Below are 16,682 nucleotides of genomic sequence, written 5' to 3'. Positions count from 1 at the left end.
CCGCTTCAGGCTGCGAGCGCGCCGGACCGCCGACACCGCGAAGGACGTAGTCCCGGCTCCGCCGGGGAGCGAAGCCAGGGGACGGACATGACCTCCACACAGCCGCCGGGCACCTACGAGCGGGTAGAGAACCGCCGCATCTCGATATTCGTGTTCCCTGAGCCCGAGCAGGTGCGGCCCGCACGCCGCGCCGTGAAGGCAATCCTCGGTCACTGGGACATGGCCCATCTCGCCGAGGACGCAGAACTCGTGACCACCGAGCTTCTGACGAACGCGATCCGGCACACCGACAGCGAGCACCCCATCAGGGTGACGATCGCGCTCGACCAGCGGTGGCTGTCGATCGGTGTGCGGGACCGCTCCAACAGCGCTCCCCGCGTGCACCGGGCGGTCACCTGCGACGAAGGCGGGCGCGGTCTGCTGCTGGTCGAGAGTGTCGCCAGATCCTGGGCCTGCCGTTTCCATCGCGACGGAACCAAGACCATCTCCTGCCGACTGAGGTTGTGAGACGGGGGTGTCCCCGTCCCTGCGTGCCCCCGCCTGCCCGCCACCGGCTCTGCACAGGGCCGGTGGCCCTCTGCGGAGCGGGCTAGGCGGGTATCGGTGACGAACGGACACCGTTCTCTGCTGCGCGATCGCTCCGCCGGCGATCCTCACGCCGCTGCGGTTCGTGCGCGCTGCCATGCGAATTATCCAAAGAGCTCCACCTCACATCCCGAACGGGGCGACTGCGGCCTCCGAATTGCCACTGGCATATGTGCCGGACGCCTGTCGTGCAGTCGCCGTTCACCAAAGACCGTGTGCGGTGGCGAAATTTGACAGCCAGGGGGTTTGGGTGATCAGTCCGGAGGATTACAAGGAGATCCGCGCCCTGCGTCGCCGGGGATGGTCCGTCTCGGCGATCGCCCGGCAGCTGGGCCGGGACCGCAAGACGGTCAGGGCCTACGTGAGAGGGGAGCGGACCGCAGGAGTCCGGGCGGTTCGCCCCAGTGAGTTCCTTCGGTTCGTCCCGTACTGCCGGCAGCGGCTCGACGAGGACCCGCACATGCAGGCAAACGCACTCCACCGCGAGATCGTCGAGTTGGGCTATACCGGTGCCTACTCGACGTTCACCCGCGCCCTACGCACCCATCTGACGCGCCCGGCCTGCGGATGCCGTCGTCCCAGGACGGACCGCCCCGTCTGCGGCACCGTCGAGGACGTGCAGTTCGATTGGGTACAGCTCCCGGCCCCGCCGGTCGAGTGGGACTGCGGGGCCCGGGCGTACGTGCTCATGGGATCGCTCGCCCGGTCCGGCCGCTGGCGTGCGGCCCTGGCCGCCGCCGACGACCTTCCCCACTACGTCGAAGCCGTGGACCAGGTGCTGCGGCGGCTGGGTGGCACCGGGGGGCGCTGGCTGTTCGACCGGACCCCACCTGTCTGCTCACCGGCCGGCAAGGTGGCCGCCGCCTTCCACGAGATCGCTACCTATTACGGCGCCTCGATCGCGATCAGTCCGCGGACGGGACCGTCCGTCCCCGCCGCCCGTGCCCGTCGCGCCGTCGTCCTTCACTGGTGGGACACCGCAGCTGACGATGTCGGCATGCAGGAGGCCCAGGACAGCCTCGACCGTCTCGCCGAGCGCTCGGACAGCTGGCGCCGGCGGGCGGAGGGGGACGTCCGGCCGCTGCTGTCGCTGCCCTCGAAGCCGTTTCCCGCCCGCGTCCGCGTTCAGCGCACGGTGGGTCCGCACGGGAGCGTTTCGTTCGAGGGGAACCACTACCTGCTTCCCGCGGGCCTCGCCGGCAGCGAGGTCGGGATCCGCCGGAGGCTGGACGAACCGTACCTGTCCGTCACGACCCCCCACGGGGCGGTCATCGTCTGCTTCCCGAGGGCGCCGCGAGGAGCGGGCCGCACGATTGCCGTGCGCAGCGGCCGCATCACCCTGGAACGACCCGTACGGCTCGTCGGCGGGGAGACGCAGAGCTGCGCGGCAGGCGGATCTGCCCGCCCGCTGTCCCCGGCGGCCCCGGCCGAGGCCCGGGCACTGTCCGGGTGCGACGACGGGCATCCTGCCGGGCCGGCCGCTCGCGACGGGGAGCAGGAGGGGGATCCGCCACTCCCCCGCGAAGCCGGCTCCGGTACCCCGCTTCCGCGGCAATCGAAGTGGACCGCCGAGGGCCCCCGAGCTCCCCGACGCCGTCTTCCGCCCGGGACCCGCCCGGATCGCGAGGGGCACGAGGAGTGAGGAGCTGTTTGCGGCCTGCTGGCGGGCGCTGAACCTTCGAGACGCCGCCCCCTCCCGGGCTCTTCAGAAGGGCTCGAGCCCTGAGCGATACCCCCGCGAACGACTGCCTCCCTCGACCGCGCGCTCCGTGCTGACCTCGCGCTCCGTGCTGCTCGGGAGGTACGGTCCGCCGTTGGGCAGCGCCAGCTCCGGCGGAGGGGCCGCCCGGGAACCGCCTTGCCCGTACGGCCAGAGCCAACGCATTCCGCAATCCTCGCGCCCCGGGTGGAGGTCTCGCTCTACGCAGCCTGCAAGATCACCGCCTGCTCGGCGGCCGGCTCGGGGCAGTGCCGCCGGCAGGCAGTGGAGATCCTTTCAGCGGGAGGGGGGAAGCCAGCCGTCCTGGACAGCGTGCACTCCCGCCTCGAAGCGGCTGCGTGCGTCCAGCCGCACCAGAAGCTCGGCGGCTATGCGGCGGGCAGTACGGGGGGAGACGGCCAGGCGTTTGGCGATGGCTTCGTCCGTGTAGCCCTGGGAGAGCATTTTGAGCACCACGCGTTCCTGGGGTGGCATCGCGTTCGGATCGTGTGGTGGTGCGCTGCCCAGAGGGATCGCGGTGCTCCATATGCTTTCGAACAAGGCGCAGAGTGCTGCGACGGTGCCGGCGCCGTGGAGGATGACGGCTCCTGCCAGGGCGTCGGTGGTGTCGATGGGCAGTACCGCTCGCGCGCGATCAACGATGATCATGCGGATGGGCAGGACAGGTGTGGTGCGCACTTGTCCGCCGCGGGCGTTGAGCCAGGTGACGTGGTCCAACGTCGGTCTGTGGTTACGGACGCTGTCCAGGTAGATGGTGCGCATTCGCACACCGCGTTCGAGGAGGGCCGCGTTCGGGGCCCGGCTGGCCTCAAGGTCTTCGGCTGAGTGGGCTCCGCCGGGGGCGAAGGTGGCGATCTCCTGCTTGGCCGCGTCGGCCAGTCGCGCGAGCCCCTCGCGGATGGCTTCAGGGCCGATCAGCCGCTCGGACTCTTCATCGATGGTGCGGGGACGCAGAGCAGAGCATTCGGCGATCAGCTTTGCTGCGGCGGCACGCGAGGCTTCCACACGCATCTGCTGTGCGGCCAGTTCTGCTTGCTGGCGGGCCAGCAGGGCCTCCATCGCGGTCTCGGGGCTGGTGGGCCGGAAGCCGATGCCTTCCTGGGCCGATGGGTGGATCAGCGCCAGTGCGCTGAGCCGGTCCAGGCCGTCACGGACCCGCTGCTCCGGAATATCGAGGCGGGCCGCCAGCTCGCACACCCCGTCTTGAGTGTGACTGAGCATGGCACGGTAGATGGCTTCTGCTTCGGCATCGAGTCCTAGGACCTCGAGCAACGCGACCCCCTCAGCTCGCAATAGCTGTGCGTACGTACCCTACGAGACGGGTGGGTCAATAGCGCGGCTGGACTCTTTATGCCCTGACATAAAGAGTCCAGCTTGGACGGTTGTGGGCGATTATGTCGGCACCGAATCATGGGTCCATGTACCTCATCCATGTGCGTCTTCGGGCAGCGGCCGGTGCGGTGCTCCCGCCCGACGTGGCCGGCATCTTCACGTCGTTCGCCGACGGTGACGACTCCGTCGAGCACATCGCCGTCCATCCAGACGCACCAGACGGGCCAACGCTGGGCCTCTTCCTGGCCGCGCCAAGTCTGGCCGCAGCCGAGGCAGCCGCCGCGCGGCTGTCCCGTCGGGCGGTTGCCGGACACGCCTCGCTGCGGGGCTTCGCCGTCGTCGCCAGCGAAGCACCCCTGCTACCGGGCCCGTGGTGGGGGACGGCATGAACCGGCCGCGGGTGGACGCCTTATGTCACTGCATATTCCGTCCACCCCTCGCCGGTTCCCCCGGACGCGACGGTCGGCAAGAGTAGAGGCATCGGCAGAACCGATCACGCCGAGAAAACCCGGGAAATGACCTGGGAATCCATTCTGCTCTGAAAGGAAAATTCAGTGATGGTCGTCCGTGTCGTAAAGATTGCTGCAGCCGCGCTCATCGCCTTCAGCTCGGTTACGACCGCAGCGGCCATCACGAGCACCGCACCGCAAGCCGTGCGCACCGTGAACGCCGGCGCGGCGACCGACCCCACCCCTCCGGGAGATGTCACCTGGGGCCACTGAGCCGCCCGGCCGCCCGGGGGCGGCCACCGCTCCGTGACTGAGGAAACAAGGATCAACAAGACCACCGACGTATGTGGCGGGGCCGGAGGAGCCGGCGATGCCGGAAGGAACCTGATGAGCGCGATGAGCACGAGCGAGGACCACGACCAGAAGGGCGCCGCCGGCACCGGCGGCGAGACCATCGGCGGCGAGACCATCGGAGCAGGGGACTGCGGGCAGCGGGCCGTGTGGGAGGCCAAGCGAGTCCTCGCCCGGCCCTCCGCGACCATGTCGCTGAAGGAACGCCTCGGCCTGCTCGCCGAGCAGGCCCCCCAGGCCTACGACCTCCTCGGCCCCACCGACACCTACGGCGACGGGGTCGTGGCGGAGGTGGAGCGTCGGGTGGCGGCCCTGCTGGGCAAGGAGGACGCGGCGTTCTTCCCGACCGGAACGATGGCCCAGCAGGTCGTGCTGCGGTGTTGGGCGGAGCGCACCGGCAACAGCTATGTCGCGCTCCACGCACTGTCCCATCCCGAGGTCTTCGAGGCGGACGCCTTCCGCCGGGTGAGCGGTCTGAGCCCGCTGCGGGTCACGGGGGCGCCGCGCCAGCCGACCGCCGAGGAGATCCGCTCCCTCTCGGAGCCGTTCGGCACCCTGATGCTGGAGCTGCCGCTGCGCGACGCCGGCTACCTGCTTCCCACCTGGGACGAACTGGTCGAGGTGACCCGGGCCGCACGGGAGCGTGACGCGATCGTGCACTTCGACGGCGCCAGGCTGTTCGAGTGCACCACCCACTTCGGCCGCTCGGCGAAGGAGATCGCCGCCCTGGCCGACACCGTGTACGTCTCCTTGTACAAGTCGCTCGACGGCCTGTCAGGTGCCGTCGTTGCCGGTCCCCGCGTGCTCATCAAGGAGACGAGGATCTGGCGCCACCGCTACGGCGGGAGGATCTTCCACCAGTTCCCCGCGGCGTTGTCCGCACTCGCCGGACTGGACCGTGAGCTGCCGCGGCTGCCCGAGTACGTGGCGCACGCCAAGGCGGTCGCGCAGGCCATCGCGCAGGGTTTCGAGGACGCCGGACTGGGGTGGTCCAAGGTGCAGCCGGAGGTGCCGCACATCCACCAGTTCCAGGTGTGGCTGCCCTTCGCCGCCGAGAAGCTGAACGACGCGGCCGCCCGTCAGGCGCAGGAAAGCGGCGTCGCCGTGTTCCAGATGCCCTGGTGGGAACCCGGCCTGCCCCCGGGAATCTCACTCACCGAGGTGACGGTGAGCGCGGCCGGCCTCGACTGGGAGCCTGCCGACGTGCGAGAGGCAGTCATCGACTTCGTCCGCCGCATCGGGCGGTAGGGCCCGGCGCCGGCTCACAGGGATTCGCTATCGGGGTGGTGCGGCTGCGGCCGCACCACCCCGACGCTCGGGCGCAGCGGCCCTGATGTGAGCCGGTACCTGCCGTGCGGCTGGGCCTGTGCCGTCGGCCCGGCAGGCTCTCTGCGGCGGCTCATGTGCGGGTGCTTTTCGGGCGGGGGGCCGGAGACGGCAGGGGCGCTCTGTGGGACAGCACGGACAGGGGGCCGGTGAGCAGCGCAGGGGTGCTGGCGCCGACCGGGAGCCGACCTGATGTCGCCAGGCAGTAGGCCGACCACGTGGCCACGGTCGCTGCACCGCCGACCGCTTGAATCCCCAGGAGCAGCTGGCGTGCCTCCGCAGTGACCCGGAACGGTGCCAGTCGGCGGGTGCGGGGTCCTTCCAGCAGGGCGGCGTCCTTGACTTCCAGGACGACGGTGCCGTCGCGGTGGTCCAGGGAACCGACGCCCAGCCGGTGGACCCGGACGACCGGTGCGCTGGCTTGTCCCAGAGCGTGGTCGAGGTCGGTGTCGCGTGCGGCCGGTGCCAGTGCGAGGTGGCTCATGCGGGGCTGGGGGATGTGCCGGGCGTCCTGGGCACGCCACGGCCCGTCCGGGCGGTCCTCCAGGAGCCCCGTGAGGCGCCCTGCCGTGAGCAGGGGGCGTCGGCGAGTGGCCGCTCCCAGCATCGTGTATCGGTGGGAGCCGAAGCCCGCGCCGTGGTGAGGATCGTCATCGATGCTCAGCTGGGGGTGGGCGACGTGCCGTCCGTGGTGCCTGGCCAGCAGGGACGGCCGGTGTCGTGAGCTCTCCAGCAGATGGCCGCACACCTCGTGCAGGAACGCGCCGGCGCTCCCGTCCAGCAGCAGCAGTTGCATGCGGGACGGGACCGGTCGTTGCGGTGCGCCGGCTCGCTGCAGCGCCTGCTCCATTCGCCGGCAGAGGCTGCCGATGTCGGGCAGAACGTCGCCGCTCCAGGCGAGATCGACGTCCGCCACCAGGGAGCCCTGCTTCAGGACGTCGATCACGACGGCTCCGGTGTGCACGATCTCGCGCACGGGCACCGTGCCGGTGGGGATCAGCAGCCGCTGTTCGGCGGTCATATGGGCCTGGACGGCGATGTCGAAGCCGGGGCAGGACAGCTGGTGGAGGAGTTCTTCGACGAGCTCGGCCGGCATCCGGTCCATCCGCGGCTGGGTCACCAGTGCGGTGCGGGTCCTCGCAGAGATTCGGGGGCCTTGCCACGGGCGCCCGAGCCGATCGGAGGCGAGACGGACTGCCTCCTGCACGGAGTGGGCCGCACCGCCGTGAACGGCGGCATACCGAACGGCGCTCTCGCCCGGGCGGGCGGTCTCGTCGAGCAGCAGCGCGGCGGTCGTCTCCTCCGCACGGTCGCGGCCCGGGCCGAGCCGCACCGCGGCGCCGGAGCGGGTGCCGGCCGCGGCGGTGAACCGGTGGCTGCGCACGGTCACGCAGCCGTGGCCGCCCCGCTCCTGGTGTGCCGGTCCCCTGGCGCCCGGGAGGGGGCGGCTTGCGGTCGCCGCCGTCATGCCGAGACCTGTGTGCATTCGGCGGCCGGTGCCGAGGACGGAGCCGTGGCGTTCATCTTGCGGCTGCGTAGAGCCGGCGCGAATGCCGTGGCGGCGACCAGGCTGGCAGCGATGCCCACGGCCCAGGCCGCCGTGGAGGTGCCGAATGCGACGATGGCCGCGCCCAGGAGGGTGCCGCCCAGGGAGAAGCCGCCGGTGATGGCGGACTCGACCAGCCCGTACACCGGTCCCGAGTCCGACTCCTCGATGTGGTTGGCGTAGGACGTCCAGTACATCGGCTCCGGCAGGTTGGCTGCCACGCCCACCAGAACCGCGCAGCCGAGGGCGAGCAGGAGGTTGGGGCTGGAGCCGAGCAGGCCGAGGATGGCCCCCATCGTGACGATGCTTCCCACGCAGACCAGGAGCCGGCCCTGCCGTGCGATTGTGCCGCCGGCCAGGACGCCGAGCATGGAGCCGACACCGATGGCCGTGGTCAGCCAGCCGATCGCGCCGCTGCCGGCGTGCAGGTGGCTGCTGAGTGGCGGCAGGAGCACCATGGAGCCGCCGGCGATGGTGCACGCCGTGGCCTGGGTGATGAGGCAGGCGGTGACCACGGGCTGGTTCTTCAGCACGCGCACCACGGTCGCGATGGCTCCGGTCCGGCGCTTGGCGGCCGGGGCGGCCTGCTCCTGCTCCTGCTCCTGCTCCTGCTCCTGCTCCTGCTTCTGCTTCTGCTTCTGCGGGGACTCGGGTGCGGTGACCGGTGTGGCCGGGCGGATGCCGGAGACGGTGAAGGCCGAGATGACGAAGCTGGCGGCGTCGACGACGAGGGCCCCGATGTTGCCGACTGTCGTGGCCATCAGTGCGCCCAGCGCCGGGGCCACGACCATGACGGTGGTGGCTGTCGCACCGATCACGGCGTTGAAGTCGGGGCGCTGGTCGGCTTCGATGACGTCGCGCTGGAAACGGCGCTCGGCCGGTGCGTGGAAGGCGGTCAGGACCGCGCAGCCCACGACGAGGGCCTCCAGTACCCACACCGACTGGTGCGTGTACGCGGCCACCGCGGCCAGCGCGAGCAGCGCGGCGCGGCCGGCGTCGACGCCGATCATGAGGGTGCGCGGCGCCAGTGCCATTCCCCAGCTTCCCGCCCAGGGTCCCAGGACTGCGGGGACCAGGACGCGGGCCAGGCTGAACAGTGCCAGCGCACCGGCTCCTCCGGCGTCGAAGACGAGCGCGCTCATCGCGACGAAGAGGACCCAGTCGCCAGCCTTGGAGATCGCGTCGGCGGCGAGCAGTCGCCGCGCACCGGGCAGATGCGCGATGTTCTTGTACTTCACCAGGGCATTCTTCAAAGGTGGCCTCGCTGTGCGTGCGTGGATTCGTTACCCGGAACCGGGGCGATGCCGCTGCTCGCGGCCGGCGCCGTCGGCTGCCGGGCATCGGTTGGTACGGGTGCCCTCGGGTTCAGGTGCGGGCGGGCGCGGTGGGCGACGTCGTCGAGCAGTTGCAGGCGGGATGCCCGGGGAACGGCTCGACGACGGTGTTCGGGTGCTGGTAGCGCAGAATCCCGCCGGCGGACGACGGCTTCGCGGCCCCGGTGAGATGGAGCACGATCTCCGTGGTCATCAGGTGCGCGACGGTCAGCGGCCCCGAGACGAACGCGGGGTAGCGCCACGACTGCTTGGCCGCGAGGGCGTCGACGACCATGTCGTGGCGCAGGCCCAGTTCCTCGCGCAGCCGCTCTTCGAAGCAGCCGAAGCACCCGGGCGAGTCGGGCCGGTACATCGGGCCGACCGAGCCTGCGAACGCGCCGATGTAGGGCACCGCGTTCCTCTTGCAGGCCGTGTCGATCCACCGGTTGAGGGTGAAGCGCGGCGCGTCCGCGCACACGGCGACGAAGTCGGCGCCTTCGATGCTCTTGTGGACGTCCTCGGGGCTGCTGACGTACTCGCGCAGGACCCGGTACTGCGTGTACGGGGAGAACTGCTCGAGCTGCTCGGCCAGGCAGTCTGCCTTGCCAAGGCCCGCCTGGTTCGGGCTGTAGAGGATCTGGCGGGTGAGGTTGGAGACCTCCACGGTGTCGCCGTCCACCAGCGTCAGCCGACCGATGCCGGCCGCGGCCAGGGCGAGGGCCAGCAGGCTTCCCGCTCCGCCGAGCCCGATGACGGCCACGGAGGCCTCCCGCAGGCGCGCGAAGTAGTCCCAGTGTCCGTGCGGCGTGGTGGACAGCGTGCCGAGCCACTCGATCTGCGTCGAGAACCGTTCGGCCAGGTCGTCGTCCGCCCACGCGGGACGCTGCTCGGTGCGCAGCGGCACGAGGATGCCGGCCTTGGCCAGGGGCAGCAGGAGGCGTTCGATGTGGCCGACCGCGTCGGGGGTGGCGGTGCCGGTGATGTGATCGGCGACGGCCTCGAGTGTCGGCCTGCTGTCCTCGATCATCCGCAGGATGTGGCGCAGGGCCTCCGGCGGTGCGGAGATCGCCCGGTGGTCGGCGTAGGTGCTGTTGAAGAACAGCGATCCGTCGGCCAGTTCGAGCATTTCCCACTGGGTGCTGAACTGCCAACGCTGTCCGGGCCTGCCCAGGGCGACCGTACGCTCCGCGCTGGCACGTCCGCTGACGCCGAATCGGTGACCCACTGGTGTTGATGTGGTCATGCTGCAATCTCCTCATGCTTCACGCGCGCTTTCAAGGCCGCCCTGAGAAGCTGCCCGTCCTCGGTCCACTGCGCCGACTCGTCCAGGAGCGCCAGCGCCGACTGCAGCGACTCCAGGGCGAAGACCCGCCGCTCCTCGACAGGGCAGCCGTCCAGCGGGCCGCCGGCCTGGTGCGTGCGCTGGTAGCGCTCGAGGCCCTCGGCAATGCGCCACATGACGAACGCGGCGTGCAGGACACCCCGCAGCGGCCGCGGGTCGGGTCGCAGCGCATGGGTGCCGACCGCGTCGGGGTTGTCGATGAAACGGGTGAACTGCTCCCGCAGCGACAGGGCGTGATGCGCGGACTCGTGCAGGAGCAGCTCGAACATCCGCAGCGGGTCGCCCGCCTCCTGGACCTCCGCGTAGATGGCGCCGAAGGTGCTCTGCAGCGTCGCCGAACGCACCGGGCCCTCGACGAAGACCAGGTACTCCACGAGCGTGTTGTGCTCGCTCCACGCCTCGGGCCAGGCGGAGCGAAGGGCCTGGCGGCCCAGTTCGAGCGACCGCCGGACCTCGGACGGCAGGGCGGTGACGACGGTTCCCACCTGCTCATCGCCCCAGTTGAGGGAGCGCAGAACCTCCTGCAGCCCGTCCCGGAGCCACAGCGGGTCCGGCGAGCCGGTGTACACCGCGGTCGGCGCCGGCGTACCGGCCTCCTGCAGCTGACGCCTGGTCTCGGCGAGACCGGCGTCACCGGTGTCCTGGTACAGGGAGTGCACGGTGGCAGGCGTGAGCCGGCGAACGCGAGGAACGAGGTCCTCCACCTCCGGCCGCTGAGCCTCACCGAGCCTGTTGACCGCACGGCGCGCGAGGCTGCGGTGGAAGATCGCAGCGATCCGCGCGGTCGCGGTCACGTCTATGTCGACCGAGCACACCTGCTCGGCAAGTTCAGCGGGTATCGCCTTCACTGCTCCTCCTGCGTGATTCGCCTTCTCCCCGGTGCGTCACGGCACACGAAGAGCTGGGGCGGGACCCTGAGGTCCCGCCCCGGTGCGGCTGCCTGTGACCAAACAGCCCGTGCCGTACGCGGCAGACGCTTAACGGCTGCCCCTCATCGGCGTTGACGGCCGACGCCGGCGCGCAGCGGTTGCCTGTCGGCAACCCGCGACCGCGGCCGCCCGGGTGCGGCCGGTCAGACGCGCGGCTCGCCGTAGGTGAAGGAGGTGTCCGCGGTCTCCAGCTCGACCTCGGTGCCGGCGTCCAGCGCGATGGCACGCGGCTCGCCGAAGGTGAAGGAGGTGTCCGCGGCCTCCAGCTCGATCTCGGTCGCGAGGTCGGCGTTCACGTGGGTGATGTTCTCCATTTTGTTCTCCTCAGTCGGGGCCCGCCGTTCGGGCCTGAGAAAATCCTGCGACACCGCAACCAGCGGAACTAGTCGTTGAAGTTCACGACTTGACACACCAACACCTGATATGCATGCGCACGGATACGCCGGTCGGACTCGTGTCCGCACAGGACCGGCCCCACCGGAGAAGTCCCACCCCCCCCTTTTGCGGTAGGTCCTGCTGGAATCAAGCACCGACGTGAGCGGCCGACGGCAACCTTCGAACGGCAGCGCCGACCCACCCGCAGCCGACTGCGCCCCGATGCGGCGGCCAGCCGCATCACCGAGCCTCCCGGCCAGCGCCAGTGGAGGCCGAGCTCGAATGGCAGCGCCGACCCACCCGCAGCCGACTGCGCCCCGATGCGGCGGCCAGCCGCATCACCGAGCCTCCCGGCCGGCGCCAGTGGAGGCCGAGTTCGAATGGCAGCGCCGACCCACCCGCAGCCGACTGCGCCCCGATGCGGCGGCCAGCCGCATCACCGAGCCTCCCGGCCGGCGCCGGTGGAGGCCGAGCTGGACGGCTTATGCCACTGCATGATCCGTCCACTCAAGAGCTGTTCCATACCCGACGAGGAACTGCGAAATTGAGAAGGACCGACCACAGATCGGTCGCACGGCACAGGGCCGCGAAGCCCTGAACCAAGGATTCTTCAGGTGACCACAATCGATCTCCCCGGGCACGGCATGTGAGGCGAAGCCCGTCGGCGCGCAGGCCGCCGTCCGGCCGTTGCGATCCGCCCTGCACAAAGGCCACAAGCCCATTCCCGGCGATCGACCACCTGACCTCTCCAGACGCGCGACGTTGGCTGGAACCATCCATCAACGGAGGAATAAATTGGCAACAACAGTTGTCTCACCCACCGACCGCACTGACCTTCCGGCAGGAAGCATCGCCCTGTCCCCCCGCGAACTGCAGGTGCTCCGCCACATCGCCTCGGGACACACCAGCCAGCAGACATCGCGCCGCCTGGGAATCAGCCCCAGCACGGTCGAGACCTACCTGAACCGGCTGCGCGCAAAGCTGAGCGCCCCCACACGAGCCCACCTCGTCAGGGCGGCAGTCCAACTGGGGCTCTAGAGGCAGACGGCAGGGGCCCGGCCGAGCAGTACCTCTCCCACCACAGCGGTGCGAGGGAGCACGATACGCGGAGCAGGACGACGAAGGGCGGCCGGTGATGGCACGGCGCGGCGGCACCCATACCCGGCGGGAGATCGGCGAGAACTGGCACGAACACCCCTCGTACATCGACGCGGCCTGGTGCGCGGCGCCGGCCGGCGCGGTCTACCAGGAACGCGTGAAGCGCGGGAGGCGGCACGAGCAGCCCGCCGAGGCGGTCGGCATCACCGACAACCAGGCCGAAGAATCCAGGACTCCGCCCTCTACCCGACACCCGACATCCTGCAGCGCCTCGGCCACGCCTTCGACATGAACGCCCTGGTCGTCACGGACGAGCCGCCGCCGCGGCTGGAGTTCACCCACCGCGGCGCCGGCCACCGGGCCGCCTGAGCCCCACCATCCCGGATCGGCCCCGCCCGCGAGCAGCGCGGGCGGGGCCGATCCGCTTCCGGCGCCGGCTGGGTCCCGCCGTGCACTCCATCCGGGCCGCAGGCCGCACGGGGCCGACTGCCAGCCCCGGACCCAATGCCGACCTGCCCGACTACGGGCTACAGCGCTCCCAAGCTGGCGGACAGCACCAACCCGAGCGGCGGCACGAACACATGGCATCGGGCGCTGGCCGTACCCGGAGGCCCTTGTCGGGCCCGGCCGGCCTGTTCGGGCCTGAGCATGCCGTGCGGTGTTTCACCGAACGTCTGGTCGGTGGAGTGGTAGCGCTGGGTAGACTTGTCATGTACCTTGCGTAGCGGCGATGGGAAAAGACGAAGGCCGCCTCTGCCTCCGTGGGGGGAGCGTTGGGGCGGCCCTGGTCCCTCGCCTGGGCCCGGCTGTGTGTTCCGTGGGGGATCGCCGGCCGGGTCCGACCTTTGACATACCCATTCGATTCCCGGGCCATGCCGACGAACGCGGCGCCGGCCCGAAGAAGCACGCCGTTCGGGACACGTTCCCGGCCTGCACGGCCATGACGGCTCTCCCAAGTACCCCGCAGCTCGGCCAAGACGACCCGCGATGCGAGCGGCTCCGGAAGTAAGCGCCGACCCGCCTGACCAGGCGCGGACACCATCCCTCTGGCACGTCCAAGAGCGAGGCCCTGGCCGCGACTTGTCAGGGAGGCGGCCCGGGCCTGCGATCACAAGCTACCGACGCTCCCACCCAGCCCCCTACGGACACTCCGCCCGCACCCACCGGCTCACCCGATCAGTGGCTCCCAATCCCGCCGGAGTGGCTCCCGAACTCGCCGAAGAACGCCCCCGCAGTCGAGTACACCGCCGCCACGAACGGCCTAGACCTGGCTCTCATTCACACCGGAGCACTGGCTCTCATATGACCCGACAAAATCAGGGGCGTGGGCGGTGGCAGACCAGGTGCAGGCGCACACCGGTGCGCGAGCGTAGGAGCAGCAGTTCGCGAAGACGGGGCGCGGACAGGAGGTGGGCGCGCAGGACGGTCAGGTGGGTGGTGGGGGCGGCGAGGATCCAGGCGGCGGCCATCGCCCAGGACCGTTCGCCGTCGCCCGTACGGGACCCGATGGTGGGCAGGGGCTTGCCCAGGGCGGCGAGGACGTCCAGGCCAAGGCAGGTCGCGGAGTCGGTGCCGGGGGTGGGGTGGACGGTGATCCGGCCGTGGTGGGGCTGATGACCGACAAGGGCGGCGCGCAGGTGGTGCGGGTCGTCGTACGGGTCCAGGACGAGAGTGACCGGAGGCGGGACGTGGCAGAGCAGCATGGTCACAGCCCCAGCCCCGGCAATGACACCCGCCACGGCATAGGAATCTGCACCCAAACGACCTGCGGATACGTCACGAGCTGCCAGCCATAACGCTGCACCGAAACGCCAGAAACCGGCAGCCACCCCCTCCCCCACTCCCGTGAACAGGCAAAACAACCACACACTCCCCCCGCTGACACCCACCTGCACACCCACCTGCACACCCACGGACAACAAACCGCAGATTTGCACCATTCGGATGGCCGGTTGGAGCCGAAATAATACCCTTCGATAAACCGCGGCGTGAAATCGGCGAATCGCAAATTCTCAGTGCCAGCCGGTAATGTTCTCGCTTCCAGGAGCGGGGCTCCCGTCGGACAGGAAGCCGATCAGGCCGCAGACAACCACGATCAGCGCGAGCAGGACCAGCCAGAAGGTGTCCTCAAACCCGGACGGGCGTGGCGGGCGACCAGGTCGGCTGCCGTCCCTGTCATCGCTGGGCCCCTGGGCGCCGTTGTCCTCATCGAGCACTGTGCTTCCCCTCCCCCGGTCGGCTCCATGGCACCGCGCGGCATGGCCGGCGTCAAGACTGCGCCGAGCGACGACGCCGGACAGCATCAGTGCCGAGGCCGACCGTCACCGGCCGCCTCGCTGGTGCCATACCAGGCGCCACCGCGATGTCCAGGAAGAACGACAACGGTGACAGCACCAGAACGACAGCCCACGGCAGCTGTCCGACAGCGAGCCGACCAGCGGAACCCCGGTACTCGGCCCGGTGCGGCTCGGCGCGCGTCTCCGGATGGCGCGCGAACCTCGGGGTGGTGCTGTTCGAGCGGGACCGGCGTTCGATGGTCACGTACCCCACCCGCACAGGCTGCGCCGACGACAGCCGCCCCGCCCGCCGCCGCAGCTCATCCGCCCGCTCCAGCAGCGCCCGCCCATGTGGCAGCAGCGCCGTACCGGCCGCCGTCAGCACACTGGTGGCCGCCGGACTTCTCGGCGCGGACGTCGGTGGCGACGGTGCACGTGGACACGTGGGTGGCGCCCTCGCACACCCAGGCCGCGCGGGTGGCGGATGACGGTTCGGATCTGGCGCTGTGCCGGGTGCTCAATGCGGTTCTGGAGCGGCTGGGCCTGGTGGGCCGCAGGATGGGCGCGGACCGGTTGTTCGCGGTGTCCCCGGGGAGCGGCCCCGGGCCCGGTGCGGGCCTGGGGAGCGGCCCCGGGGCCGGTGCGGGCCCGGGACGCGGTGGTGCTGCACGGCCGGGCGCGCTGGCAGGCCGGGACCGCGGCGCAGGTCGGCCGCCAGGTCGTGGGCGAGGTCCTCGCCCGGTAGAACGAGGTCGTTGTGGCTGCGGGTGACGAGCGTCAGGTTCTGGTGGTCGAGCCACGCGCCAACAGGACGCCCAGCCGGCCGCCGACCGAACTGAAGGCTCGGCCGTCGTGACTTTGCCAGCGGCAGGGCGGAAAGTGGAGGTGTGGGGGTTGCGGCGAACGAGATGATCATGGAGTACAGCCGGAGCGAAGTCATTGCCACACTGCAGAGAGCCGGATACTCGGAGGAGGCGGAGAAAGCGCTGCACGAGCTGCCCGACCCCGTCGATCTGGACCGTCTCGCGGCCTGGGGCCAGGAACACGGAATAACCAGGGACGGGCTCATTAGCCGGATGGGCGGCAGCCCCTGAGTAGGAGTTAACCGATGCAGGGCTGCACCCGCTCGGGCAACAGCCCAGCGGCGCCACTACCGCGCAGAGACGATCACCCGCTTCGCGTGGACGAGAGGCGCGGCGCCGTGCTGGCGGTGGTCGAGGCGTACAGCGACGCCACGCGGGGCTCGCCCCGCCCCGTCCGGACGCCTGGCTGCCCGGCGGCGAGCCCGGTCCTACCTGTCCCTGAGCCGCTGACCTGGGCTGGGAGGGCGGGACTTTCAGCAGGGAGGCAGCGGTACGTGCGCGGGGGCGGTTCGGTGTTGCCCGTCGCCGGGCGGGCGCCTGCCGTCGAGGTGTTGGCAAGCGCCGGCGGCCGAGGCCCGAAGGGGGTCCTCGTCTGCGAGCGGCGCGGCCGGCGCCCCACACCCGTGCCGGTCAACCCCGGAGGTGTGTCATGTCTGAAATGAGGGTCGCCGTCGTCACCGGCGCGTCCCAGGGCATCGGCGCCGCCCTCATCGCCGCCTACCGCAAGCTCGGCCACGCCGTCGTCGCCACCTCGCGCACCATCGCCCCCTCCGACGACCCCGGCGTCCTGGCCGTCCCCGGCGACATCGCCGACCCCGCCACCGCCGAACACCTGGTCACCGCCGCCGTCGAACGCTTCGGCCGCATCGACACCCTCATCAACAATGCCGGCCTGTTCATCGCCAAGCCCTTCACCGACTACACCCCCGACGACTACGCGGCCGTCACCGGCGTCAACCTCACCGGCTTCTTCCGCCTCACCCAGCTCGCCGCCGGCCAGATGCTCGGCCAGGGCGGCGGACACATCGTCACCATCACCACCAGCCTGGTCGACAACCCCGACGCCCGGATCCCCTCAGTGCTCGCCTCGCTCACGAAGGGCGGCCTGCAGTCCGCCACCAAGTCCCTCGCCATCGAGTACGCCACCCGCGGCATCCGCGTCAACGCCGTCTCACCC

15 protein-coding genes are annotated in these 16,682 nt (G+C 70.6%); 7 read left to right on the top strand and 8 right to left on the bottom strand.

Annotated elements, in window-relative coordinates; all coding sequences use genetic code 11:
- The first annotated feature begins 87 nt into the window (after nt 1-87).
- Both KSNIM_RS38635 and KSNIM_RS38630 read left to right on the top strand, forming a co-directional pair.
- The gene (locus tag KSNIM_RS38635; protein ID WP_263108340.1) at nt 88-507 is read left to right on the top strand and encodes an ATP-binding protein; all 420 of its coding nucleotides are present in this window, start codon (nt 88-90) and stop codon (nt 505-507) included.
- A gap of 298 nt (nt 508-805) precedes the next feature.
- Nucleotides 806-2,227, top strand: coding sequence for a Mu transposase domain-containing protein (locus KSNIM_RS38630; protein ID WP_263108339.1), 1,422 nt, complete (start codon nt 806-808; stop codon nt 2,225-2,227).
- A 354-nt stretch (nt 2,228-2,581) separates the two neighbouring features.
- On the opposite strand, the gene KSNIM_RS38625 is transcribed toward KSNIM_RS38630, so the two are convergent.
- Complete coding sequence (locus tag KSNIM_RS38625; RefSeq protein WP_263108338.1) at nt 2,582-3,577, bottom strand: LuxR C-terminal-related transcriptional regulator; 996 nt, start codon at nt 3,575-3,577, stop codon at nt 2,582-2,584.
- Between the two features lie 146 nt (nt 3,578-3,723).
- Between KSNIM_RS38625 and KSNIM_RS38620 the strand changes: the two genes are divergently transcribed.
- Together KSNIM_RS38620 and KSNIM_RS38615 are read left to right on the top strand one after the other, a co-directional pair.
- On the top strand, nt 3,724-4,026 hold the full coding sequence (locus KSNIM_RS38620; protein WP_263108337.1) for a hypothetical protein: 303 nt from the start codon (nt 3,724-3,726) through the stop codon (nt 4,024-4,026).
- Nucleotides 4,027-4,482: 456 nt separating this feature from the next.
- Nucleotides 4,483-5,685, top strand: a complete 1,203-nt coding sequence (locus KSNIM_RS38615) for a threonine aldolase family protein (RefSeq protein WP_411543915.1) — start codon at nt 4,483-4,485, stop codon at nt 5,683-5,685.
- A 151-nt stretch (nt 5,686-5,836) separates the two neighbouring features.
- Here the strand turns inward: KSNIM_RS38615 and KSNIM_RS38610 are convergent, their stop codons facing one another.
- From KSNIM_RS38610 to KSNIM_RS38590, 5 genes are all read right to left on the bottom strand, one after another.
- Nucleotides 5,837-7,153 (bottom strand): metallopeptidase TldD-related protein, encoded by a 1,317-nt coding sequence (locus tag KSNIM_RS38610; RefSeq protein ID WP_263108335.1) that lies wholly within the window; start codon nt 7,151-7,153, stop codon nt 5,837-5,839.
- 74 nt (nt 7,154-7,227) lie between these two features.
- Nucleotides 7,228-8,547 (bottom strand): MFS transporter, encoded by a 1,320-nt coding sequence (locus KSNIM_RS38605; RefSeq protein WP_263108334.1) that lies wholly within the window; start codon nt 8,545-8,547, stop codon nt 7,228-7,230.
- Between the two features lie 127 nt (nt 8,548-8,674).
- Nucleotides 8,675-9,748, bottom strand: a complete 1,074-nt coding sequence (locus KSNIM_RS38600) for a ThiF family adenylyltransferase (protein WP_263108333.1) — start codon at nt 9,746-9,748, stop codon at nt 8,675-8,677.
- 113 nt (nt 9,749-9,861) lie between these two features.
- Entirely contained in the window at nt 9,862-10,812 is a 951-nt protein-coding gene (locus tag KSNIM_RS38595; RefSeq protein ID WP_263108332.1) for an aKG-HExxH-type peptide beta-hydroxylase, read from the bottom strand.
- 224 nt (nt 10,813-11,036) lie between these two features.
- Nucleotides 11,037-11,207, bottom strand: coding sequence for a hypothetical protein (locus KSNIM_RS38590; RefSeq protein ID WP_263108331.1), 171 nt, complete (start codon nt 11,205-11,207; stop codon nt 11,037-11,039).
- 748 nt (nt 11,208-11,955) lie between these two features.
- Here KSNIM_RS38590 and KSNIM_RS38585 point away from each other — a divergent pair.
- Together KSNIM_RS38585 and KSNIM_RS38580 are read left to right on the top strand one after the other, a co-directional pair.
- Nucleotides 11,956-12,306, top strand: a complete 351-nt coding sequence (locus KSNIM_RS38585; RefSeq protein WP_317634124.1) for a helix-turn-helix transcriptional regulator — start codon at nt 11,956-11,958, stop codon at nt 12,304-12,306.
- Nucleotides 12,307-12,403: 97 nt separating this feature from the next.
- Nucleotides 12,404-12,658 carry a hypothetical protein gene (locus tag KSNIM_RS38580; RefSeq protein WP_263108330.1) on the top strand — a complete coding sequence of 85 codons (255 nt, stop codon included), beginning with the start codon at nt 12,404-12,406 and terminating at the stop codon, nt 12,656-12,658.
- Between the two features lie 1,024 nt (nt 12,659-13,682).
- On the opposite strand, the gene KSNIM_RS38575 is transcribed toward KSNIM_RS38580, so the two are convergent.
- Together KSNIM_RS38575 and KSNIM_RS38570 are read right to left on the bottom strand one after the other, a co-directional pair.
- Entirely contained in the window at nt 13,683-14,075 is a 393-nt protein-coding gene (locus KSNIM_RS38575) for a hypothetical protein (protein WP_263108329.1), read from the bottom strand.
- A gap of 303 nt (nt 14,076-14,378) precedes the next feature.
- Nucleotides 14,379-14,582, bottom strand: coding sequence for a hypothetical protein (locus tag KSNIM_RS38570; RefSeq protein ID WP_263108328.1), 204 nt, complete (start codon nt 14,580-14,582; stop codon nt 14,379-14,381).
- Nucleotides 14,583-16,154: 1,572 nt separating this feature from the next.
- Between KSNIM_RS38570 and KSNIM_RS38560 the strand changes: the two genes are divergently transcribed.
- On the top strand, nt 16,155-16,682 hold a 528-nt coding region (locus tag KSNIM_RS38560), incomplete at its 3' end, for an SDR family NAD(P)-dependent oxidoreductase (RefSeq protein ID WP_263108327.1).

Source organism: Kitasatospora sp. DSM 101779, assembly GCF_025655475.1.
In the GTDB taxonomy this organism is placed as follows: domain Bacteria; phylum Actinomycetota; class Actinomycetes; order Streptomycetales; family Streptomycetaceae; genus Kitasatospora.
This window is presented reverse-complemented; position numbering and strand designations above follow the sequence as displayed.